Source organism: Ramlibacter cellulosilyticus (assembly GCF_014297465.1).
GTDB classification, from domain to species: Bacteria; Pseudomonadota; Gammaproteobacteria; order Burkholderiales; family Burkholderiaceae_C; genus Ramlibacter; species Ramlibacter cellulosilyticus.
In genome coordinates this window covers 67,289-88,695 of the sequence record NZ_JACORT010000017.1, presented here as the reverse complement: position 1 = coordinate 88,695, position 21,407 = coordinate 67,289, and the positions used below count along the sequence as shown (strand labels likewise).

The 21,407-nt window shown below is 67.9% G+C and carries 21 protein-coding genes and 1 pseudogene; 14 read left to right on the top strand and 8 right to left on the bottom strand.

Annotated features, from left to right (window positions below; all coding sequences use genetic code 11):
- Window positions 1-233: 233 nt before the first annotated feature.
- Both H8N03_RS25775 and H8N03_RS25770 read right to left on the bottom strand, forming a co-directional pair.
- Window positions 234-1,019 carry a hypothetical protein gene (locus H8N03_RS25775; RefSeq protein ID WP_187079111.1) on the bottom strand — a complete coding sequence of 262 codons (786 nt, stop codon included), beginning with the start codon at window positions 1,017-1,019 and terminating at the stop codon, window positions 234-236.
- Window positions 1,020-1,263: 244 nt separating this feature from the next.
- The gene (locus H8N03_RS25770; protein WP_187079110.1) at window positions 1,264-2,190 is read right to left on the bottom strand and encodes an FRG domain-containing protein; all 927 of its coding nucleotides are present in this window, start codon (window positions 2,188-2,190) and stop codon (window positions 1,264-1,266) included.
- Window positions 2,191-2,520: 330 nt separating this feature from the next.
- Here H8N03_RS25770 and H8N03_RS25765 point away from each other — a divergent pair, with 330 nt between their 5' ends.
- The 12 genes from H8N03_RS25765 (at window position 2,521) to H8N03_RS25710 (ending at window position 14,391) form a co-directional block, all read left to right on the top strand.
- Window positions 2,521-3,516, top strand: a complete 996-nt coding sequence (locus tag H8N03_RS25765; protein ID WP_187079109.1) for an integron integrase — start codon at window positions 2,521-2,523, stop codon at window positions 3,514-3,516.
- Window positions 3,517-3,708: 192 nt separating this feature from the next.
- Entirely contained in the window at window positions 3,709-4,296 is a 588-nt protein-coding gene (locus H8N03_RS25760) for an NAD(P)H-dependent oxidoreductase (RefSeq protein WP_187079108.1), read from the top strand.
- A gap of 21 nt (window positions 4,297-4,317) precedes the next feature.
- The gene (locus H8N03_RS25755; RefSeq protein WP_187079120.1) at window positions 4,318-5,175 is read left to right on the top strand and encodes a creatininase family protein; all 858 of its coding nucleotides are present in this window, start codon (window positions 4,318-4,320) and stop codon (window positions 5,173-5,175) included.
- A 68-nt stretch (window positions 5,176-5,243) separates the two neighbouring features.
- Window positions 5,244-6,224 (top strand): ABC transporter substrate-binding protein, encoded by a 981-nt coding sequence (locus H8N03_RS25750; protein WP_187079107.1) that lies wholly within the window; start codon window positions 5,244-5,246, stop codon window positions 6,222-6,224.
- Window positions 6,224-7,066 (top strand): ABC transporter ATP-binding protein, encoded by an 843-nt coding sequence (locus H8N03_RS25745; RefSeq protein WP_354005183.1) that lies wholly within the window; start codon window positions 6,224-6,226, stop codon window positions 7,064-7,066. The genes H8N03_RS25750 and H8N03_RS25745 overlap by 1 nt, the downstream gene beginning before the upstream one ends.
- On the top strand, window positions 7,063-7,845 hold the full coding sequence (locus H8N03_RS25740; protein WP_187079106.1) for an ABC transporter permease: 783 nt from the start codon (window positions 7,063-7,065) through the stop codon (window positions 7,843-7,845). The genes H8N03_RS25745 and H8N03_RS25740 overlap by 4 nt, the downstream gene beginning before the upstream one ends.
- Window positions 7,846-7,854: 9 nt before the next feature.
- On the top strand, window positions 7,855-9,207 hold the full coding sequence (locus tag H8N03_RS25735; protein WP_187079105.1) for an FAD-binding oxidoreductase: 1,353 nt from the start codon (window positions 7,855-7,857) through the stop codon (window positions 9,205-9,207).
- On the top strand, window positions 9,204-9,656 hold the full coding sequence (locus H8N03_RS25730) for a RidA family protein (protein ID WP_187079104.1): 453 nt from the start codon (window positions 9,204-9,206) through the stop codon (window positions 9,654-9,656). The genes H8N03_RS25735 and H8N03_RS25730 overlap by 4 nt, the downstream gene beginning before the upstream one ends.
- A 169-nt stretch (window positions 9,657-9,825) precedes the next feature.
- On the top strand, window positions 9,826-10,788 hold the full coding sequence (locus H8N03_RS25725; protein ID WP_187079103.1) for an ABC transporter substrate-binding protein: 963 nt from the start codon (window positions 9,826-9,828) through the stop codon (window positions 10,786-10,788).
- 80 nt (window positions 10,789-10,868) lie between these two features.
- Window positions 10,869-11,921, top strand: a complete 1,053-nt coding sequence (locus H8N03_RS25720; RefSeq protein ID WP_187079102.1) for an aromatic ring-hydroxylating dioxygenase subunit alpha — start codon at window positions 10,869-10,871, stop codon at window positions 11,919-11,921.
- Complete coding sequence (locus H8N03_RS25715; RefSeq protein WP_187079101.1) at window positions 11,915-12,973, top strand: aromatic ring-hydroxylating dioxygenase subunit alpha; 1,059 nt, start codon at window positions 11,915-11,917, stop codon at window positions 12,971-12,973. Before H8N03_RS25720 ends, H8N03_RS25715 begins: the two co-directional genes overlap by 7 nt.
- On the top strand, window positions 12,970-14,391 hold the full coding sequence (locus tag H8N03_RS25710) for an amidohydrolase family protein (protein WP_187079100.1): 1,422 nt from the start codon (window positions 12,970-12,972) through the stop codon (window positions 14,389-14,391). Before H8N03_RS25715 ends, H8N03_RS25710 begins: the two co-directional genes overlap by 4 nt.
- 19 nt (window positions 14,392-14,410) lie before the next feature.
- Here H8N03_RS25710 and H8N03_RS25705 read toward each other — a convergent pair whose 3' ends face one another.
- On the bottom strand, window positions 14,411-14,671 hold the full coding sequence (locus tag H8N03_RS25705; protein ID WP_187079099.1) for a hypothetical protein: 261 nt from the start codon (window positions 14,669-14,671) through the stop codon (window positions 14,411-14,413).
- An 88-nt stretch (window positions 14,672-14,759) separates the two neighbouring features.
- Entirely contained in the window at window positions 14,760-15,320 is a 561-nt protein-coding gene (locus H8N03_RS25700; RefSeq protein ID WP_354005182.1) for a hypothetical protein, read from the bottom strand.
- A 73-nt stretch (window positions 15,321-15,393) separates the two neighbouring features.
- Here H8N03_RS25700 and H8N03_RS25695 point away from each other — a divergent pair, with 73 nt between their 5' ends.
- Complete coding sequence (locus tag H8N03_RS25695) at window positions 15,394-15,768, top strand: winged helix-turn-helix domain-containing protein (RefSeq protein ID WP_187079098.1); 375 nt, start codon at window positions 15,394-15,396, stop codon at window positions 15,766-15,768.
- Window positions 15,769-15,835: 67 nt separating this feature from the next.
- The gene (locus H8N03_RS25690) at window positions 15,836-16,042 is read left to right on the top strand and encodes a hypothetical protein (protein ID WP_187079097.1); all 207 of its coding nucleotides are present in this window, start codon (window positions 15,836-15,838) and stop codon (window positions 16,040-16,042) included.
- A 24-nt stretch (window positions 16,043-16,066) separates the two neighbouring features.
- Here the strand turns inward: H8N03_RS25690 and gnd are convergent, their stop codons facing one another.
- The 4 genes and pseudogenes from gnd to H8N03_RS25670 all read right to left on the bottom strand — a co-directional run bounded on the left by gnd (window position 16,067) and on the right by H8N03_RS25670 (window position 21,406).
- Entirely contained in the window at window positions 16,067-17,485 is a 1,419-nt protein-coding gene (gene gnd, locus H8N03_RS25685; protein ID WP_187079096.1) for an NADP-dependent phosphogluconate dehydrogenase, read from the bottom strand.
- Window positions 17,486-17,897: 412 nt separating this feature from the next.
- Window positions 17,898-18,383 carry a thioesterase family protein gene (locus H8N03_RS25680; protein ID WP_187079095.1) on the bottom strand — a complete coding sequence of 162 codons (486 nt, stop codon included), beginning with the start codon at window positions 18,381-18,383 and terminating at the stop codon, window positions 17,898-17,900.
- Window positions 18,380-19,541 (bottom strand): annotated as a pseudogene (locus H8N03_RS25675) (acyl-CoA dehydrogenase family protein). The gene H8N03_RS25680 and the pseudogene H8N03_RS25675 overlap by 4 nt, the downstream one beginning before the upstream one ends.
- Window positions 19,538-21,406, bottom strand: coding sequence for an ATP-binding protein (locus H8N03_RS25670; RefSeq protein WP_187079117.1), 1,869 nt, complete (start codon window positions 21,404-21,406; stop codon window positions 19,538-19,540). The pseudogene H8N03_RS25675 and the gene H8N03_RS25670 overlap by 4 nt, the downstream one beginning before the upstream one ends.
- Between the last annotated feature and the right edge of the window lies 1 nt (window position 21,407).

Here is a 21,407-nt window from a genome sequence, read left to right as displayed (position 1 = left end):
CCAGTCGTACTGCTCCTTCTCCACTGGGTCAGATGACCAGCCGCGAGCCCAACACTCCGCCAAGTACTCAAGCGGCCTTCCGAGCTCCTTGTACCGATGGTAGGTGTTCATGCCGTCTAACGTGAAGGTGACCGGCACGTTGCGGCAAGGGGCCGCACGGTGCAGGATTTACAACGGCACTGTGCGGCCCCTTGCCGCAACGTGTCCGAGTCGACCGACCAGTTAGGGCGCATTCACCGGCCCTCGAACTGCTCCACGGTAACCGCTACCGCAGCGGCGATTGGACCGCTTCTCCGATTGAACAAATTGAAGATGTTCTCCTGGTCGAGGCTCTCGAAGAGAGTCCCTTCCTTGCACTTCAGAAGCAAATTGGAAATGAAGTTCTCCACCCGCCAGCCAGCGTCTCCAGGTGGCTGAGACTTGAATGCGCCTGCGATGTCCTTGAAAGAGGGAGAGTACCCGTTGGCTTGGGTGCTGAGCGCCTTACGCAAAGCGTCGGCACGAACCACACGACACCCACCATTCCCTTTAGGCCCGAGGGCAATGCTTCCTTGCACTGGGAAAGTGTACGAGGACGGCACCTTCCACGGGTTGTAGAGCAGGTAGTGCACGTCCAAGTCGTTCTCTTCCTCATACTTCTCGATCGCTTGATACTGATGATCCCCCACCTTCAGCGCTCGGTACTTGGAGTCCGCCGTGAACTTGAACGTGTGGGTCAACGCAAGCGACTTGGCGGATTGGCTCGGAAGAAGGTTCCCAAGGCCGATGCGATAGTCTTCGGGCGATTCTTCGTTCACTACTCCGTTGTCCGGGTACAGCCGCTTAGACTGGAGCAAGGCAACCTTTTTCGCAACGAGCGATTGACTCTGCTTCGCGAACACCATTACCCCGATGTCAGCTATCTCCCAACCGTAAAAGTGCCTTAGCCCACCAAGGTAGTGGACATCTATTCGGACAGCCCACCCTGGAGCCACGACTCGCGGGCCGGCGTACTGCGATAGTTGCTCCACGAAGGTCATGTCGAGAGACGGCTCAGAGCAGTTCGGCATGCGCGCAATCTTCTCGCAGCATCGGCGATTGGCTTTAGCAAATGCGGCCGCGACGTAACGATGAACCTCAGGTGGAAACTTTGGGAGGGAGTTCATGCGCTCTAACGTGAAGGTGACCGGCACGTTGCGGCAAGGCGCCGCGAGGTGCAGGATAGCCAACGGCGCCTCGCGGCGCCTTGCCGCAACGTGTCCGAGTCGACCGTTCTGTTAGATTTCACCGGCGCACCTCCCACCGCCGCACGACAGTGGTTGCAACATTGTCTAGTGACGGCATGAGCACGGAGTGGTTGATACCTTCGCGGTCAAGAAGCTGAGCGAGTCGCGGAACCTCCGAAGGTTCGAGGACGTGGCCAATCAGGATTGGTACTCCCGTCTTGACTTCGGCAAAGACTTCTTCCAGTGATGGCCACGTGCGGTGCTTAAGGAAGTGCTTCTCCGGTCCGAGCAGTTCCGTGAGCACGCCACCTTGCGAGTGAAGGTACGGATTGCTCCCACGCGGAACGCGATGAACAAGGACGCCGAACGGTCCAAACCGCTGCAGCCCTCCGTAGTCCGTCTGCAGGTACGAGGTGTCCAGAGCCCAAACGCAGATGCCAGCAGAAGGCTCCTGTCGCCACAAAGGAGAGGCCGCGAAGAAGGCGGCAATCGCCGGGTTTTCCGACCAATCAAGAAGACGAGTTGGAATCCCGTGATGCTGAGCGAGAGCGAGAAGCTCAATGTCCGGATTTCTGCCTTCGCCTCGAAATGCATGCGCGCGGCCGGCAAGCAGTGGGCTCTGGTGCGGCTGCAGCGCATCACGATCCACCGAGAATCCTGCGCTGTTTGCCAAGTGCGCAAACTGGTATAGCGCCTCGAGTTCGGCGGCTTGGCACTCATAGTAGTACCGAACTGTTGCGTCCATCGACGCTTCCTGCGGGACGTGAAGACCACAAGAAACGACCCGCGCGATCAGAGGAGCGAGCCTACTCTGATCTCCGCGCCACGCGGAGGGGAGCAGCTTCCAGCGGCCTGCATCCCCTATACCGCGAAAGATCCAGGGCGAAACGGTCCCGCCTTCAGTCCACCAAACATCGTTTGATCGTCGGAGTGCATGCAGGAACGCGTCCGCAGAGTCAAAGTGCTGGATATCGACCGCTGGCATGAGCGCTAGGTTGCTGTGAAATCTAACGTAATTTCGCCCGCACCCCCACCCCTCTTATCGCTCGCCCGAGCTCAAACAGGTCTGAGAAGCGCACGGCAAGTGATTGATTTCCCTCGGCGACATCCATTCCGCAGCCCCCAGGTTCCTTCACATTCCCGACGCTCTTATCGCACACAGCTCCCCCTCCTCCTGCTGCGCCCTAAGAGCGCGCCATAAGACCGAGCCCTAAGTTGGCTGCCATCGGAGGGTTTCCCACCCAGACCCTCCCCCAGCCCTCTTGCGCTCTGACACTCCGCGCATATACTGTATCCAAATACAGTACACATACCCGTGCCCCCCAGTGCGCAATCCGCCCCGCCAGCCCCTCGTCTCCTCGACCAGGTCCGGGAGCAGGCTCGCTACAGGCACTATAGCGTTCGCACCGAAGAGGCGTACGTGTACTGGGTCCGCTTCTTCGTCCGCTGGCACGGCATGAAGCATCCGCGCGACATGGGCGCTTCGCACGTGCAGGCGTTCCTCACCATGCTGGCGACCGAGCGCGGGGCATCGTCGTCCACGCACAGCCAGGCCCTCAGCGCCCTGCTGTTCCTCTATCGCGAAGTCCTGGGCCTGGACCTCCCCTGGCTGCAGGATCTCGACCGCCCGCGCTACGCGCGGCGGCTACCGAGCGTGCTCACGCACGACGAAATCGCCCTCCTCCTGGCAGCGCTCGAAGGCGACCTGCAACTCGTGGCCCGCCTCCTCTATGGCACCGGCATGCGGCTGCTGGAGGCCTTGCGCCTGCGCGTGAAGGACGTGGAGTTCGAGCGCAACGCGATCATCGTCCGCGAGGCCAAGGGCAACAAGGACCGCGTGGTGATGCTGCCGCGCTCGCTGCAGAAGGACTTGCGCACGCAGCTCGCCATCGCCCACAGCATGTACGAAGCCGACCTGCGCACCGGCTACGCGGGCGTGGAGGTACCGCACGCGCTCGAGAGAAAGTACCCCAGCCTCGGCCAGCACTGGGGCTGGTTCTGGGTCTTCCCCGCAGCGGCGCTGTCCACCGACCCGCGCACAGGCGTCGTCCGGCGGCACCACCTGCACGACGAACGATTGCATCGCGCGCTCAGGAAAGCCGCGGCCGCCACCCACATCGCCAAACGCGTCTCGGCCCACACCCTGCGCCACAGTTTCGCGACCCACCTGCTCCAGGCCGGCACGGACATCCGCACCGTGCAGGAGCTGCTGGGGCACAGCGACGTGAGCACGACGATGATCTACACGCACGTGCTGAAGGTGGCTGCGGGCGGGACGAGGAGTCCGCTCGATGTGATGGCAGGGGTTTAGCTGGCGCCGTGCCTGCCCTCACCCCAACCCTCTCCCAGAGGGAGAGGGAGAGGGAGAGGGAGAGAAGGACTGGCACACCCCTTGCTCAACCTGACCAAGCAGTCGTATTGCCTGGTCACGCGTTGAAAACTTTCGCCCTCGCCCCCTTCACCCTCCGCGCCATTCCGGTGCACGCCCACTGAGCGCGCACCAATGCACGTCCTCGTCGTCTACTGCCACCCCGTCGAGACCAGCTTCGCCTCGGCGCTGCACCAGGAAGTCCTGCGCAACCTGCGCGCCGCCGGCCATACGGTCGACGACTGCGACCTCTATGCGGAAGGCTTCAACCCCGTGATGTCGCGGGAGGAGCGGCTGGGCTATCACGACGTGCCCGCCAACCGCGCGACCATGGCGAGCTACGTCGATCGGCTGCAGAAGGCCGATGCGCTGGTCTTCTGCTTCCCCACCTGGTGCTTCGGCCTGCCCGCCATGCTCAAGGGCTTCTTCGACCGGCTGTTCATGCCCGGCGTGGCCTTCGACATCAGCGACCCGGCCAACGTCAAGCCGATGCTCACGCACGTGCAGCGCATCGCCGCCGTCGTCACGTACGGCCGCCCGCGCTGGATGGCCTGGTACATGGGCAATCCGCCACGGCGCATCGTCACGCGCTACCTCAAGCGGCTCACCGGCAACCGCGCCCGCGCCGACTACCACGCCTGCTACCACATGAACGTCGCGACCGCGTCGCGCCTCGCGCGCTTCAAGCAGCGCGTGGGCGAGGCGATGGCGCGCTTCGCCTGAACCTTGCGAAAGCCCTTCCCCATGATGCACGGCTACATTCCCCCGCACCGCTTCCTGCCTTACCTGAGCTGGACGGAGATCGACGCGCTCCCGGACCGCGAGAACACGGTGATCGTGCTGCCCGTCGGCGCCATCGAGCAGCACGGCCCGCACCTGCCCTGTTCCGTCGACAGCGTGATCGCCTCGGGCGTGCTGGGCAAGGCGCTGGAGAAGCTGCCCGCCGACGTGCGCGCCTTCGGCCTGGCGCCCATCACCTACGGCAAGTCCGACGAGCACCTGCACTTCCCCGGCACCATGACGCTCACCGGCCCCACGCTGCTGGCCGTCGTCACGGAGATCGGCGAGTCGGTGTACCGCGCGGGCTTCCGCAAGCTGCTGCTCGCCAACGGCCACGGCGGCCAGCCGCAGGTGCTGGAGATGGCCGCGCGCGAGCTGCGCCTGCGCCACGGCGACTTCGTCATCGTGCCTTTCCACGTCTCCCGCCTGCCCAATGCGTCCGGCAAGTTCATCTCCGACCAGGAACGTAACCAGGCCATGCACGCGGGCCACTCCGAGACCGCACTGATGCTCGCGCTCGCGCCCGACACCGTGCACATGGAGCGCGCCGTCGCCAACTTCCCGCCGGTGTTCCCGTCGAAGCTGCTGTCGAAGGATGGCCGCCCGGCCTGCGCCTGGACAGCGCGGGACTTCGGCCCGAGCGGCGTCATCGGCGACCCGAACGGCGCCACGCGCGAGCAGGGCGAGGAGATCCTGGACACGCTCTCCGACAGCTGGGTCGAGGCCATCACCGATCTGTTCCGCATGCAATGGGTGGTGCGCGATGTGCCGTCCTGGGGCCACGTGCACCAGCGCGGGCACGTCGAAGGCGGCACGCACTGAACACGCGCACGGCGCGCAACTTGCAACACCTTCGCACCGCAACCGCTTTCCCCATGAGAGGCCTCCCCATGCAATCGCTGCTCTCCCGCTCCCTCCTCGCCGCCGCCGGCCTCGCCTTCGCCCTCGGCGCGCAGGCCCAGGACAAGTTCACCTACATGACCAACTGGTACGCGCAGGCCGAGCATGGCGGCTTCTACCAGGCCGTGGCCACGGGCATCTACAAGAAGTACGGGCTGGACGTCACCGTCAAGATGGGCGGCCCGCAGGTCAACATCCTGCAGCTCATGGCCGCCGGGCAGGCCGACTGCATCATGGGCTCCAGCGACCTGCAGATGATGATCGCGCGCTCGGGCGGCCTGCCCGTCGTCACCGTCGCGGCCATCTTCCAGAAGGACCCGCAGGTCCTCATCTCGCACGAGGACGTCGACGGCTTCGAGCAGATGAAGGACAAGACCATCCTCATCGCGCCGTCCGCGCAGCGTGGCTACTGGCTGTGGCTGAAGCAGAAGTACGGCTTCACCGACGCGCAGACGCGCCCGTACACCTTCAACATCCAGCCCTTCGTCGCGGACAAGAACGCGGTGCAGCAGGGCTACCTCAGCTCCGAGCCCTTCGCGATCCAGAAGGCCGGCGTCAAGGCCAAGGCGCACCTGTTCGCCGACAAGGGCTGGACGTCGTACGCCACCACCGTGTCCTGCATGGAGTCCACGACCAAGGACCGCAGCAAGGTGGTCGCCGCCTTCGTGAAGGGAACCATGGAAGGCTGGAAGTCCTACCTCGCCGATCCCGCGCCGGGCAACGCGCTGATCAAGAAGGACAACCCGAACATGACCGACGAGCAGCTCGCGTACAGCGTGGCCAAGCTCAAGGAGATGGGCATCGTCACCGGCCTGGACGCGCCGAAACTGGGCATCGGCATGATGAACGAGCAGCGCATCGCCACGAACTACAAGTTCCTGGTGGACAACAAGCTGATCGAGGCCGACAAGGTCAAGGTGAGCGAGGCGTACGACTTCTCGTTCGTCAAGGACCTGAAGGTGATGCCGTGATCCGAGAGCCCGCCGAGGTGCTGCGCAGAGCCTGCCCCGGACTCGATCCGGGGGCGGCACCTGCCATCGAGGTCCTGTCCGCGCACAAGACCTACCCCAACGGCACCATCGCGCTGCAGCCGGTCGACCTCACCATCCCGGAGGGCGAGTTCGTCACGCTGCTGGGTCCCTCCGGCTGCGGCAAGAGCACGCTGCTGAAGATGGTCGCCGGGCTGCTGGAGCCCACGGACGGCCGGCTGCTCCTGTGGCGCAAGCCCGTGGCGCAGCTGGACGAGGCGGGCAAGAAGATGGCATTCGTCTTCCAGGCGCCCACGCTCATGCCGTGGGCCAGCGTGGAGGCCAACGTGCGCCTGCCGCTGGACCTGGCGGGCGTGCCGCGCTCCGACGCAGACGGGCGTGTCGCCGACGCGCTGGCCCTGGTGGGGCTGGCGAAGTTCGCCAAGGCCTTGCCGCGCAACCTCTCCGGCGGCATGCAGATGCGCGTGTCCATCGCCCGCTCGCTCGTGGTGCAGCCCAACCTGCTGCTGATGGACGAGCCCTTTGGCGCGCTGGACGAGATCACCCGCCACAAGCTGGACGCCGACCTGCTGCATCTCTGGCGCGAGAAGAAGCTCACGGTGGTCTTCGTCACGCATTCCATCCACGAAGCCGTCTTCCTGTCGAACCGCGTCATCATGATGGCCGCCCGCCCGGGCCGCATCGTGGAGGAGGTCGTCATCGACGAGCCCTATCCCCGCACGCCGGACTTCATGGTCACCCCGCGCTTCGCCCGGTATGCGAAGCACCTGCAGGACAGCCTGCTGCGTGCCTCGAAGCAGAACGACGAGGAGGCCCTGTCGTGAAGCCGCATGTCGCCAGGATCCTCTACCCGTCGATCGTCGCGATCGTCCTGCTCACCCTCTGGCAAGGCATCGTCACGGGCTTCAAGCTGCCGCCCTACCTGGTCCCTTCGCCCATCCTCATGCTGCAGACGCTGGTCACCGACTGGCAGGCGCTGGGGCTGGCGCTGCTCTTCACGCTGAAGATCACGCTGTTCTCCTTCCTCACCGCGGTGGTGGTCGGGGTGCTCATCTCCTTCGTGTTCGTGCAGAGCCGGCTGGTGGAGACGGCGCTCTTCCCGTACGCCGTGCTGCTGCAGGTGACGCCGATCGTGGCCGTGGCGCCGCTGATCATCATCTGGGTGAAGAACCCGACGGCCTCGCTGGTGATCTGCGCCACGCTGGTCGCGCTGTTCCCCATCATCAGCAACACCACGCTGGGCCTGCGCAGCATCGACCCCGACCTGCAAAGCTACTTCGCGATGAACCGCGCGAACCGGCTGCAGATGCTGTTCCGCCTGCGCGTGCCGTCCGCCCTGCCCTACTTCTTCGGCGGCCTGCGCATCTCCAGCGGCCTGGCGCTGATCGGCGCCGTGGTGGCGGAGTTCGTCGCGGGCACGGGCGGCAGCAGCACGGGGCTGGCGTACCAGATCCTGTTCGCGGGTTACCAGCTGAACATCCCCCGCATGTTCGCGGCGCTGCTGCTGATCTCGCTCACCGGTGTGGCGCTCTTCGTGCTGATGGCATGGCTGTCGAAGCTCGCCCTCGGCTCCTGGCACGCCAGCGAACTCTCCCGCGACTGACCCCACGACATGAACGCCCCTCTTTCGACGATCGAGCAATTACAGGTCGCCCTCCCGGACCTCGACTGGGTCAAGGAAACGCCGCGCATCCAGCGCCTGTCCCAGGACTTCTCCTGGTTCAGCCCGGTGCTCAAGCGCCAGCTGGCCGGCAAGTTCGCCGACGCCGTGGTGCGTCCGCGCACGGAAGACGAGGTCAAGCGCCTGGTGGCGCTGTGCGCGAAGCTGCGCGTTCCCCTCACCATCCGCGGCGCCGGCACCGGCAACTACGGCCAGTCCGTTCCGCTGCAAGGCGGCGTGGTGCTGGACATGAGCGCCTTCAACCAGTTCCTGTGGTGCAAGGGCGGCGCCGCGCGCGCGCAGGCCGGCATGCGGCTGTGGGACCTGGAAAAGCAGGTGCGTGCAGGCAACGGCATGGAGCTGCGCTGCATGCCCTCCACCTACCGCAGCGCCACCCTGGGCGGCCTGTTCGGCGGCGGCTTCGGCGGCATCGGCTCCATCAACTACGGGCCGCTCGCCTCGCGCGGCAACATCCTCGGCATCAAGGCGATCACGATCGAGGAGGAGCCGCAGGTCGTGGAGCTGCGCGGCGCCGAGGCGCTGCTGATGCACCACCTGTGGGGCACCAACGGCCTCGTGCTGGAGATCGAGCTGGCGCTCGCGCCCGCGCAGGACTGGAACGAGTACCTGGTCGTCTTCAACGGCTTCGACGCCGCCCTGGAGTTCGGCAACGCCATCGCCTCCACCACGGGCATCGCGAAGCGCGAAGTCGGCTTCCTCTCCTCCGCGGTCACGCCCTACCTGAAGCCGCTGGCGGAGTACCTTCCCGCGAACAGGCACGCCTTCATCCTCGCCATCGCGCCGGTGAGCGAGCTGGCCATGATGGAGCTGGCCGGGGTGCACGGCGGGCAGGTCACCTACCGCAAGGAGGCGGAGGAGATCGCCCGCACGCACCGCACGCTGCTGGAATACACCTGGAACCACACGACGCTGGTCGCGTTCAAGTCGGACAGGAACATCACCTACCTGCAGAGCGCCTTCGTGGCCGGGGAGCACCTGGAGCAGGTAAAGCGCATGGAGAAGCTGCTCGGCGACGAGGTGCTGATGCACGCCGAGTTCATCCGCAACATCGAAGGCAAGGTCACCTGCACGGCGCTGCAGATCGTGAAGTTCACGACCGAGGAGCGGCTGCAGGAGATCATGCAGGTCTACCGCGACAACGGCGTGCGCATCAACGACCCGCACGTCTTCATCGTGGAGGACGGCAAGGCCGGCGGCGACCTGCCGCAGGCGTACACCGACGTCAAGCGCCGCTTCGATCCCCTGAACCTCCTCAACCCGGGCAAGACCCGCGCCTGGCAATGAGCATGGGCCAGCCCATGGCCCACTACGCCGCGGCGCGGCGGGCGGGTGACTTCCTGTTCGTGAGCGGCGTGGTGGCGGTCGATCCGGTGCGCAAGGCGATCGTGTCGTCGTACGAGGAGCTGCCGCAGGAAGCCCGCTCGCTGCTGAAGACGATCGGCTACGACACCGGCCAGATGACCGTCGACCTCTACGAAGCGCCCATCGTCGCCCAGAGCTGGTTCGTGCTGGAGCGCATCCGCCAGCTCGCGCACGAGCACGGTGCGCCCATGGAGCAGGCGGTGAAGCTGGTGCAGTACTTCCGCGACCTGCGCCATTACCCGTTCTACAACCGCGTCCGCGGCCTGTTCTATCCCACGCAGCCGCCGGCGAGCACGGTGGTGGAAGTGGCACGGTTCATGCCTTCGGATGCGGCGTTGATCGAAGTGGAGGCGACGATCCACTTGAAATGACGTTGCTGGGGTGCGCTTCGCGCAACCCAGCCTACGAAAACCAGCCGGTCCCGTAGGCTGGGTTGCGCGAAGCGCACCCCAGCAAAGAAGAACCCACAGAGTAGAAGCTGGCAACGGCGCAAGCCGCGGGTCATTGCTCTGATTTTCCAACCCACCCCCGGAGAATCCGATGAAATCCGCACTCACCGCCCTCGCCCTCGTCGCCGCCACCTTCGCGGCCCACGCCCAGGACAAGGTCACCTTCCTCACGTCCTGGTACGCGCAGGCCGAACACGGCGGCTACTACCAGGCCGTGGCCACCGGCATCTACAGGAAGGCCGGGCTCGACGTCACCATCAGGATGGGCGGCCCGCAGGTCAACCTGATGCAGGTGCTCGCCGCGGGCCAGGCCGACTTCATCATGGGCAAGGACTTCCAGGTGCTGTCCGGCCTCGAATCCGGCATTCCCTCCACCACCGTCGCCGCCGTGTTCCAGAAGGATCCGCAAGGTCTCATGACGCACGCCGACGTCAGGAGCCTCGCCGAACTCCAGGGCAAGACCATCCTCGTGGCCTCGTCCGGCCGCACCAGCTGGTGGCCGTGGCTGCAGAAGAAGTACAACCTCAAGGACGAACAGACCCGCCCTTACACCTTCAACCTGCAGCCCTTCTTCGCGGACGCCAACACGGCGCAGCAGGGCTTCCCCGGCTCCGAGCCCTTCACCGCGGAGCAGCAGGGCCACAAGGTCCACTTCTTCCTGTTCGCCGATGACGGCTACCCGCCCTACGGCAACACGATCGTGACGATGCAGAAGACGGCCAGGGACAGGCCCGAACTCGTGCAGCGCTTCGTCAAGGCGACGCTGGAAGGATGGCGCTCCTACCTGGCCAACCCGGCGCCCGGCAACGAGCTGATCAAGAAGGACAACCCGAAGATGGACGACGCCACGCTGGCGTTCGGCGTCAAGCAGATGAAGGCCTTCAGGTTCTTCGATGGTGGCGATGCCGCGAAGATGGGCCCGGGCGTCATGACCGACGCGCGCTGGAAGCAGACGTACGAGCTGATGGTCTCCAACGGCCTCCTCAAGCCGAACCCCGCCTGGCAGCAGGCGTACACGCTGGAGTTCGTCAAGGCCCTCAAGGCGAGTCAATGAGCCCCCACGTTCACATCCGTTCACTGCCCCCCGGGGGGGCGCAGGCCTCCCTTGAGGCGGCTCGGCGGGAGGCCTGAGCCATGCTCGTCACGAAGCAACCGGTGTTGCGGCGCTTCTGGTACGCCGTGATGCCGATGACGAAACTGGACGCCGGGCCGCAGCCCTTCACGCTGCTGGGCGAGGACATCGTGCTGTGGAAGAAGGCCGACGGCACGCCGGCGGCGGTTCGCGACCGCTGCTGTCACCGCACCGCGAAGCTCTCCAGGGGCTTCGTGGACGGCGACAACCTCGCCTGCGGCTACCACGGCTGGCAGTACGACTGCACGGGCGCCTGCGTGAAGATCCCGCAGCAGCCGGGCCTCGCCATCCCGCCGGGTGCGCGCGTTCCCGCGTACCACTGCGCGGAGCGATTCGGCTACGCGTGGGTCGCCCTGGACGACCCGCTGATGCCCTTGCTCGAAGCGCAGGAAGAGAAGCTCGGCCACCGCCGCATTCACCAGTTCGACGAGACCTGGCAGACGGGCGCGCTGCGGCTGATGGAGAACTCCTTCGACACGGCCCACTTCGCGTTCGTGCACGCGGGCACCTTCGGGCAGGGCGACCAGCCGAAGCCGAAGCACTTCGCACTGGACGAGACGGACTACGGCTTCGAGGCGCGCGTGGTGCTGGAGATCAACAACCCGCCGGACTCGCACCGGATCACGGGCACCACGGATCCCGTCACCACGCGGACCTTCTCCAACCAGTGGCACCTGCCTTTCCTGCGCAAGCTGGGGCTGGCCTACCCGAGCGGCATCCGCCACACGATCTACACCTGCGCCACGCCGGTCGACGACGGCCGCATCCAGGTGATCCAGTGGCTGTATCGCAATGACACCGAGGAGGACTGCCCCGCGGCCCTCCTCAACGACTGGGACACGCGCGTGGTGCTGGAGGACAAATGCGTCCTCGACGGCGGCGTGGACCCGGACGCGCCGGTGGACGTGAGCCGCCGCGACGAAGCCGGCATGGCGAGCGACCGCCCCGGCATGCTGATGCGCAAGCGCCTGCTCGCGCTGCTGAAGGACCACGGAGAACACGAAGTGCACGGCTGGACGCGGATCCACCCCGTGCAGGAGGACGCCACATGCTGACCACCCGACAGAAAGTCCTGCGCCGCTTCTGGTACGCGCTGATGCCCATGTCCTTCCTGGACGACGGGCCCAGGCCCTTCCGCCTGATGGGGGAGGACATCGTGCTCTGGAAGCAGGCCGACGGCACGCCCGCGGCCGTCGCGGACCGCTGCTGCCACCGCACGGCGAAGCTCTCGCGCGGCTTCGTCGAGAACGGCACCATCGTCTGCGGCTACCACGGCTGGACGTACGACTGCACCGGCGCCTGCGTGAAGATCCCGCAGCAACCCGACCTCGCCATCCCCGCCAACGCGAAGGTGCCCGCCTACCGCGCGCAGGAGAAGTACGGCTACGTCTGGGTCGCGCTGGAGGACCCGCTGCGCCCCATCCCGCACTTCCCGGAAGACGGCGCGCCGGGCTTCCGCCGCATCTTCCAGTTCTACGAGGAGTGGAAGACGAGCCCGCTGCGCATGATGGAGAACTCCTTCGACAACTCACACTTCTCCTTCGTGCACAAGGCCAACTTCGGGATGATCGACAACCCGAAACCGGCGCCTTACCGGTTCACCGAGACCGACTACGGCTTCGAGGCCGAGACCCTGGTGCCGATCCGGAACCCGCCGGAGAGCTACCGCGTCACCGGCACCGACGAACCCGTCACGCACCGGCACCTGGTCAACCGCTACTACCTGCCGTTCTCGCGCCGTTTCGGCTGCACCTACCCGGCGAGCGGCCGCGCGCACATCATCTACAACTGCGCGACGCCCATCGACGACGAGCGCATGATGCTCGTGCAGTGGCTGTACCGGAACGACAGCGAGGCGGACTGCAGCACGCAGGAGCTGGTCGGCTGGGACCAGGCCATCACCACCGAGGACCGCGAGATCCTCGAAGCCACCGATGCCGACGCGTGCATCGACACCACGCGCAAGGTGGAGTTCCACATGGCCTCCGACAAGCCCGGCCTCGTCATCCGCAAGCAGCTGCTCGACTTGCTGCGTGCGCACGGCGAGGAGGAAGTGCACCGGGGCAACGTCCACAAGATCATTGCCATCCAGAAAGCCGTCGCATGAGCAGTCTCCTGATCCGCAATGCCACCGCCATCCTCACGGGCGTGCAGGGCGGCGCCGCCCGCGCGGCCGGCCCCGACCTGCGCGTGAAGAAAGGCAGGATCGCCGCCATCGGCAAGCTCGCCCCCGAGCCGGGCGAGCGCCAGATCGACGCGAGCGGCTGCGCGATCTATCCGTCCTGGGTCAACACGCACCACCACCTGTTCCAGTCGCTGCTGAAGGGCGACGCCGTGGGCCTGAACGCCACGCTCACGCCCTGGCTCGCGGCCACGCCGATGCGCCTGCGCCCGCTGATGACGGAGAACGACTTCCGCCTGGCCGCGCGCATCGGCCTGCTGGAGCTCGCGCTCTCCGGCTGCGGCACGGTGGCGGACCACAACTACCACTACTTCCCGGACATGCCGTACGACACGTCCGCGATCCTGTTCGAGGAAGCGCGCAAGCTGGGCCTGCGCTTCGTGTTGTGCCGCGGCGGCGGCACGCAGACGCGGCTGGAGACGAAGGACCTGTCGCCGCCTTCGCGCCCGGAGACGCTGGAGGGCTTCCTGGCCGACATGCGCCGCCTCGCGAAGGAATACCACGACCCGTCGCCCGACGCGATGCAGCGCGTGGTGATGGCGCCCACCACGCCGCCACATTCCATGCTGCCCGAGGAGATGCGCGAGACGGCACGCGTGGCGCGCGACCTGGGGCTGAAGCTGCACTCGCACCTCTCCGAAACCGTGCACTACCACGACAGCGTGTGGGACAAGCACGGGATGAAGCCGGTGGAGTTCTGCGAAACGATCGGCTGGCTCGGCGACGACGTCTGGTTCGCCCACCTGGTGAAGCTGGACGAGGACGAGATCGCCACCCTCGGCAAGACCCGCACCGGCATCGCGCACTGCCCGCAAAGCAATGGCCGCCTGGGCAGCGGCATCGCCCCCGTGCGCGCACTGGAAGCGGCCGGCGCGAAGATCTCCATCGGCGTCGACGGCGCGGCCTCCAACGAAGCGGCCGACATGATCTCGGAGACGCATGCCGCCTGGCTCATGGCGCGCGCACGCGGCGGCTACGAGGCGGTGGCGCATTGCCGCGGTGGCCGGGGCGAAGGCGATGCGGCCGGCGTGACGGTGGAAGACGTCGTGCGCTGGGGTTCGGCCGGCGGGGCGGATGTACTGGGGCTGGACGCGGTCGGCACGCTGGAAGTCGGCAAGGCCGCGGACTTCTCGGTGTACGGCCTCGACCGCGATCCGCGCTACTTCGGCCTGCACGATCCGGCGATCGGGCCGGTCGCCAGCGGCGGGACTGCGGACCTGCGCTACCTGTTCGTCGCGGGCAAGGAAGTGGTGCGCGACGGGCGCGTGCCGAACCTCGACGTGCTGGAGCTGGGGAGACAGAGCCGTGAGGCGGTGGCAGCCCTTCTCGCAAGGGCCGGATAGCGTGCAGGGTTCCGCCGGCTCAGTGTGCGTAGAGCAGCCAGCCCGCCACGGCGGCCGCCGCCGCCGCGGCCAGCAGCACCGCGGTGCCGCCGTATTCCGCGATGGTGCGAGGCGCCTCGCCGCTCGCCAGGGGCTCCACCACCCACGCCGGCTCGTCGTCCAGCGGCGGCACCGTGCCGTAGCGGCGCACCGGGATCCCCGGCTGCAGGGTGAGCGCCTGGGAAGACGGGGACGCCAGGGCGGCACGGCACCCCTGGCAATGGAGGTCCTGCCTGCACACCTGCTCGCCGTGACACCGCGCCGCCAACCGCATTCGGATCAGATTCCAGAACGAAACGTCCGAGGCTAGCGGCGGCGCAGCCCGGCCGTCAAACCCCCGTTCGGAGTATGGGAGCCGGCACGAGGGACAGCAGCGCCTTGATGCCGTAGATGACCAGCAGGGTCCCGGCGAGGTCGCCCACGAACATGGCGAGGAAGCTGCGGAGCAGCGCGTCCTGCCCCGCCCACGCGAAGTAGAGGTGGTGCAGCAGCGGGCTGGCGACGGAGTAAGCGAACACCAGCACCAGCAGCCGGGGCGCCGTCAGGTTGGCCAGCGAGGCGTGCAGGCCGTAACGCCAGCGGGCCAGCCGGTACACCGAATAAGGCGCCGCGGCGGCGATGATCCCGCCCACGAAGGGGCGTTCGAACTGGCCCGGGAAGAACAGGAGGAAGCTGACCGCCCAGGAGACGGCCAGCAGGCCCACGGCGCCGGCCTCGGCGAACAGCAGCGTGCACAGCAGCCGCATGCCGGCGGGGAGGTAGACGAAGTTGATGCCCGGCGCGAACTCGAGCCAGCGGAACAGCCACTCGTTCAGGGCCAGCATGGCGCTGAACAGCAGGATGGTGGCGAGCACCATCAGCGCCTGCAGGCGGCACTGCGCGAGGCTCACGACGTCGGGCGGACCATGGTTCCGCCCATGGTACAGCAGCCGACAACCGTCTCTTTTAGAGCACAATGGGCCGGTGAGACGCGAGAGTTCCAACAACAAGGTCCGGGGCGGCGCGGAGGTCTACCTGCGCTTCCTGCAGCTGGCCGACGCGATCCGCGGCCTGCCTTCCCTGCCCCCGCTCGATCCCCTCGAGGAACGCATCCTCGCCTGGGTGGCGCGCGCCACGCGCGCCGGCGAGCGCCTGTCCGTGCGCGACATGATGGCGAAGGACGAACTCGGCGCCCCCGCCACCATCCACGGCCGCCTGAAGTCCATGCGCGAGAAGGGCTGGATCGTGCTCGCGGACACCGAGGACGCCCGCCGCAAGCAGGTGGAGCTGAGCGACGCCGCCCTGCGCCACTTCGGGCAGCTTTCGCGCGCGGTGGTCAAGGCGGCCAAGGGCGCTTGATCCTCGTCAAGGGGCGCGCCGCCGGCGGCCCTAGAGTGCAAGGGCCCCCGCGTAGATGGAGAAGCACATGAACGCCGGCACTCCCGACCTGATCGTCCGCATCCGCACCGAATGGGCGCTCCTGACCGAAGAGGACGTCCACCACGGCCTGCAGCACCGCGAGAACTTCCTCGACCGCCTGCGCCACCGCCACAACCTGGGCCTCGACGAGGCCGAGGCGCAGCTGCAGAAGTTCGAGCAGGAGAACCCCTCGCTGCAGTTCGAGAAATCTTAGGGTGCGCAGCCGAAGGCTGCACCCCTACGTCGTCCACTCCGTGTGGAAGCTGCCGGGGCGGTCCACGCGCTGGTAGCGGTGGGCGCCGAAGTAGTCGCGCTGGGCCTGCAGCAGGTTCGCCGGCAGGCGCGCGCTGCGCAGGCCGTCGTAGTAGGCGAGCGCGCTCGCGAAGGCCGGCGCGGGCACGCCGCGCATGACGGCCGCCGACAGCACCTCGCGCATCGCCTGCTGGCAACGCGCCACCGTGGGCGCGAGGGCCGGCGCGAGCAGCAGGTTCGCAGGCACGTGCTCCGCGGCGAAAGCGGCGCGGATGTCTTCCAGCAGCCGCGCGCGGATGATGCAACCGGCGCGCCACACCGAAGCGATGTCGGCCATCGGCAGGCTCCACTGGTACTCCGCATCGGCCGCGGCCAGCAGCTGGAAGCCCTGCGCGTACGCGCACAGCCGCGCCCCGAGGAGCGCCACGCGCAGCGACTCCACCAGCTGCGGCGCGGCCGCGGGCGCACCTTGCGGCCCCGGCAGCACCTGCGCCGCCTGCACGCGCAGCGGTTTCGCCGCGCTGAGCGCACGCGCGAACACCGCTTCGCCCATCGTGGGAGCAGCGACGCCGAGGTCCAGGGCCGCCTGCGTGGCCCACTTGCCGGTGCCTTTCTGTTCCGCGGTGTCGAGGATCAGGTCCACCAGCGGCTGGCCCGACTCGCCGTCGACGCGCGAGAGGATGTCCGCCGTGATGGCGGTGAGGTAGCTTTCGAGTTCGCCGCGGTTCCACTCGGCGAACACCTCGCCGGCGGCCGGCACGGAGAGCCCGAGCAGCTCGCGCATCAGCGCATACGCCTCGCAGATCAGCTGCATGTCGGCGTACTCGATGCCGTTGTGCACCATCTTCACGAAGTGGCCGGAAGCCCCGCCGCCCATCCAGGCGCAGCACGGCGTGCCGTCCGGGGCGCGCGCGGCGATCGCCTGCAGCACGGGCTGCACCACCGGCCAGGCCTGCGGGTCACCGCCCGGCATGATCGAGGGGCCGAGCAGCGCGCCCTGCTCCCCGCCGCTCACGCCGGCGCCCACGTAGAGGATGCCGGTGCCGGTGAGCGATGCCATGCGGCGCTGCGTGTCCGTGTAGCGCGTGTTGCCGCCGTCGACGATCACGTCGCCGGGCGCGAGCAGCGGGCGCAGGTCGTCGATCACCGCGTCCACGGCGGCGCCCGCGGGCACCATCAGCAGGATGCGGCGCGGCGACGCCAGTCGGTCCAGCATCTGCCGCAGCGAGACGGCGGCCTGCTGGCGGCCGCCCTCCCCGTCACCGCGCTCGAACTGCGCGCGCTTGCCTTCGTCGAGGTCGAAACCGATGACGGTGAACCCGTGGCGCGCGAGGTTGCGCGCCAGGTTGATCCCCATCACCCCCAGGCCGACGACAGCGATGTCGCCGGCGTGCCTTGTCGTCATGGATGTCCTCTGCTGCACGGTCCCCTGACCGCGCGAAAGGGCGCCATCTTGACATGCGCGCCCAGCGTCCAGCTGCCCCATCGTAGGACTGTCCTCCATGCGCTCAAGCTTTCGTCCTACAGCAACGCGACATGGCGCGCGGGATGGTGCGCTCGTCCATGACGATCGACGAAAAGCTGCTGCTGCGCTCGCAGACCCGCGCGCTTGCCCGCTGGCGGGAGGCGCACGCCGCGGCATGCGCGGCCGAAATCGAACTGCTCCGTGCCGACCTGCAGCATCTGTTGGGACGGGGCGCGCCGCCCGACGCGGCGATGCGGGCCAAGGTGCTGGCGCTGCGTGCCGAAGCGAATGCCTGCCGGGAGGGCACGCCCATCGACTTCGGCGCTCCCGCGCGGCCGCGTCCGCAGCGCGTTCAGGAGATGATGTACGCGCCGGCGCCCGTGGACAGCAGGCGGCCTTCGGAACCGAGGAACTCCATGCGCGTGCTCGCCACGCGCGAGCCCAGGCGCAGCACTTCGGCGCGCAGCTCGAAGGCGTCCCCGATCGCCGGGCGCAGGTAGTCGATCCGCAGGTCGATCGTTCCCAGCTTGCCGAAGCGGTGCAGCCGCTGCACCGGCGCTTCGTCCATGTGCCGCGCGCCGATGGCCGCCATCACGGCGAGCCCGCCCATCGCATCGAGCCCCGCGCTGATCACGCCGCCATGCAGCCGGTTGAAGCTGTAGTGCCCCACCAGCTCCGGCTTCATCGCGATGCGGCCGACCACGCGCTCCGGCCGCAGCTCCACGACCTGCAGCCCCAGCACGCTGTTGAACACGATCTTCTCCTCGAAGATCGCCCGCAGGCCGGTGATGAACTCGTCCTCGAACTGCGGCGGGATGGCAGGTGGGTGGCGCGTCATAGTCCCCATTGTCGGGCCGCGAGGTCCTTCATGATCTCCTCGGCGCCGCCCCCGATCATCATCACCTTCACCTCGCGGTAGATCCGCTCGCTCTTCGTCCCGCGCATGAAGCCCATGCCGCCGAGCACCTGCACCGCCGCGTCCGCGCAGAACTGCATGGCCTGCGTGCTGTGGTTCTTCAACGTGCACACCTGCCCCACCAAATTGGGGTCAGATTCCAATTTCCCCTTCGTCCGCGAGCGCCGTCACGGCGTCCAGCCACGCACGCGTGGAGTGGATGCGCATCTGCATGTCCACCAGCTTGTGGCGGATCACCTGCTTCTCGACCAGGGCCGTGCCGAAGGTGCGGCGTTCGCGCGCCCAGGCGAGCGCCTCGTCGAAGCACGCTTCGGCGAAGCCGAGCGCCATCGCGGACATCGCGAGGCGCTCGCCGTTGAAGTTGCCCATGATCATGCGGAAGCCCGCGCCTTCTTCGCCCACGAGGTAGCGGGCGGGGACGCGCACGGCATCGAAGCGGAGCTGGCCCGTGTCGCTCGCATGCCACCCCATCTTGGCCAGCCGCGTGCGCTCCAGGCCGCGGGCGTCACCCGGCACCACGAGCATGGAAATTCCGCCGGACCCGCGCGTGCCCGGCTCTCCCGTACGGACCGCGACCGTGATCCAGTCCGCGCGCACGCCCGAGGTGATGAAGGTCTTCTCGCCGTCGATGACGTATTCGTCGCCTTCGCGCCTGGCGAGCGTGCACAGCGCCGCCACGTCCGATCCGCCGCCCGGCTCCGTGATCGCAAGCGCGGCGACCTGCTCGCCGCGCAGCACGGGCGGGATCACCTCGCGCTGCAATGCCTCGCTGCCATGCCGCAGCAGCGGGGGCAAGGCGATGTTGTGGGAGAAGAGCGCCGCCATCACGCCGCCGCTGCCGCCATGGCGGCTCATCGCGACGGACAAGGCATTGCGCAGCGCGTAAGGCGCCGGCGTGCCGCCCAGCGCCTCCGGGTAGCCCATGCCCAGCAGGCCGAGCGCCGCGGCCTCGCGGTGCAGGCTGCGCGGCACCTCGCCCGCCTCCTCCCAGCGCTCCACGTTCGGCACGATGCGCTCCAGCGTGAAGCGCCGGACGGTGTCCTCCAGCGCCGCGACGTCCTCGCGCAGCTCCGCGTTCACGCCTGCGCCTCGGCCACGGTCACCAGCAGCTGCGCGGGCGCGACCTGCTGGCCGGCCTGCACGTGGAGGCTGCGAACGACGCCGTCGCGCGTGGCGGCCAGCGCGTGTTCGAGCTTCATCGACTCGATCACGACCAGCGTGTCCCCCTTGCGCACCGCGTCGCCCGGCTGCGCATGCACCGCGACGACCTTGCCGTTGAAGGGAACGCGCAGCTCGCCGTCGCCCGTCCCGCCACCTTCCGGCAAGGGCGGGTCGAACGAAGCGTCGCGCAGGAAGAGATCGACCACGCCCACCTGCACGTGCCAGCCACCGCCGGGAATCTCCACCACCCGCGCCTGCGCGCCGGCGACACCCTCCGCCTCGCACACCGGCACGTCGAACAGCGCGCCGCGATGCGCGATGCGCAGCGGTCGGTCGAACGGCGACGCGAGCGCGCCCGCGGCGCCTTGCGGCAGCACCGCGGAAAACGCGGCCTCCGCAGCCACGCCGAACTCCTCCTGCTCCAGCTGGCGGCGGAGGGTATCGCCGTGCTCCGACAGGAAAGGGATCCGGGCCTCGCCGCTGCGGAACACCGAATGCCGCAGGCAGGCCGCGAGGAAACGCCGGTTCGTCGGCAGCCCCAGCACCTCCAGTCGATCGAGCGCCGACGCCAGCTTCGCGATCGCTTCGGCGCGCGTCGGCGCATGCGCCACCAGCTTGCCCAGCAGCGAGTCGTACCAGGGCGGCACCTGCAGCCCGGCATGCAAGGCGTGGTCGAAGCGCAGGCCCATGCCGCGGCGCTCCACGGCCACCGGCGGCGCGAAGTGCAGCACCGTGCCCGCGTGCGGCGTGAAGTTCTCGTCTTCCGCGCACAGGCGCACCTCGATCGCATGGCCATGGAAGCGCAGGTCTTCCTGGCGCGCCGGCAGCCGCTCGCCGCAGGCGATGCGCATCTGCCACTCCACGAGATCGAGCCCCGTGACCATCTCGGTCACCGGGTGCTCCACCTGCAGGCGCGTGTTCATCTCCATCAGCCAGAAGCCGGCCTGCTCATCGAGCAGGAATTCGACGGTTCCCGCACCCACATAGCCCGCCGCGCTCGCGAGATCGATCGCGCACTGCCCCATGGCTTCCCGCAACTGGGCGTCGACCGCCGGACTCGGCGTCTCCTCGATGATCTTCTGGTGGCGCCGCTGCACGGAGCAATCGCGCTCGCCCAGGTGGATGCAGTGGCCGTGCATGTCGGCGAAGACCTGCACCTCCACGTGCCGCGGCGCGAGCAGCGCCTTCTCCAGCAGCAGGTCGCCGTTGCCGAACGCGGACTGCGCCTCCGAACGCGCGCCCTGCAGCGCCGCGCGCAGTTGCGACGCCTCCGTCACCAGCCGCATGCCGCGCCCGCCGCCGCCCGCGGCCGCCTTCACCATCAGCGGGAAGCCGATCGCCTCCGCCTCGTGCAGCAGGCGCTCGTCCGACTGGTCCTCGCCCTGGTAGCCGGGCAGGCAAGGGATGCCGCGTGCGAGCGCGAGCTCTCTCGCACGCGACTTGTTGCCCAGCGTGCGGATTGCCCCGGCTGGCGGCCCGATCCAGGTGAGCCCCGCATCCTCCACGGCCTGCGCGAACTCCGCGTTCTCGCTGAGGAAGCCGTAGCCGGGATGCACCGCGTCGGCGCCGGTGCTGCGCGCGGCGGACACCAGCTTGTCGATGCGCAGGTAGGAGTCCGCCGGCGCGCTGCCTCCGAGCGGCGCGGAAGCCATGGCCTCGCGCACGTGCAAGGCCTGCGCGTCGGCCTGCGAGTACACCGCGACGGTCTCCACGCCGAGGCGATGCGCCGTGCGGAAGATGCGGCGGGCGATCTCTCCCCGGTTCGCGACCAGCAGCCTCTTGATC

Coding starts and splice junctions, on each gene's coding strand:
- H8N03_RS25750 (WP_187079107.1), top strand. CDS start 5,244: ATGCAATCGCTGCTCTCCCGCTCCCTCCTCGCCGCCGCCGGCCTCGCC.
- gnd (WP_187079096.1), bottom strand. CDS start 17,485: ATGACGACAAGGCACGCCGGCGACATCGCTGTCGTCGGCCTGGGGGTG.
- H8N03_RS25775 (WP_187079111.1), bottom strand. CDS start 1,019: ATGACCTTCGTGGAGCAACTATCGCAGTACGCCGGCCCGCGAGTCGTG.
- H8N03_RS25690 (WP_187079097.1), top strand. CDS start 15,836: ATGAACGCCGGCACTCCCGACCTGATCGTCCGCATCCGCACCGAATGG.
- H8N03_RS25725 (WP_187079103.1), top strand. CDS start 9,826: ATGAAATCCGCACTCACCGCCCTCGCCCTCGTCGCCGCCACCTTCGCG.
- H8N03_RS25755 (WP_187079120.1), top strand. CDS start 4,318: ATGATGCACGGCTACATTCCCCCGCACCGCTTCCTGCCTTACCTGAGC.
- H8N03_RS25735 (WP_187079105.1), top strand. CDS start 7,855: ATGAACGCCCCTCTTTCGACGATCGAGCAATTACAGGTCGCCCTCCCG.
- H8N03_RS25770 (WP_187079110.1), bottom strand. CDS start 2,190: ATGCCAGCGGTCGATATCCAGCACTTTGACTCTGCGGACGCGTTCCTG.
- H8N03_RS25680 (WP_187079095.1), bottom strand. CDS start 18,383: ATGACGCGCCACCCACCTGCCATCCCGCCGCAGTTCGAGGACGAGTTC.
- H8N03_RS25760 (WP_187079108.1), top strand. CDS start 3,709: ATGCACGTCCTCGTCGTCTACTGCCACCCCGTCGAGACCAGCTTCGCC.
- H8N03_RS25715 (WP_187079101.1), top strand. CDS start 11,915: ATGCTGACCACCCGACAGAAAGTCCTGCGCCGCTTCTGGTACGCGCTG.
- H8N03_RS25730 (WP_187079104.1), top strand. CDS start 9,204: ATGAGCATGGGCCAGCCCATGGCCCACTACGCCGCGGCGCGGCGGGCG.
- H8N03_RS25720 (WP_187079102.1), top strand. CDS start 10,869: ATGCTCGTCACGAAGCAACCGGTGTTGCGGCGCTTCTGGTACGCCGTG.
- H8N03_RS25710 (WP_187079100.1), top strand. CDS start 12,970: ATGAGCAGTCTCCTGATCCGCAATGCCACCGCCATCCTCACGGGCGTG.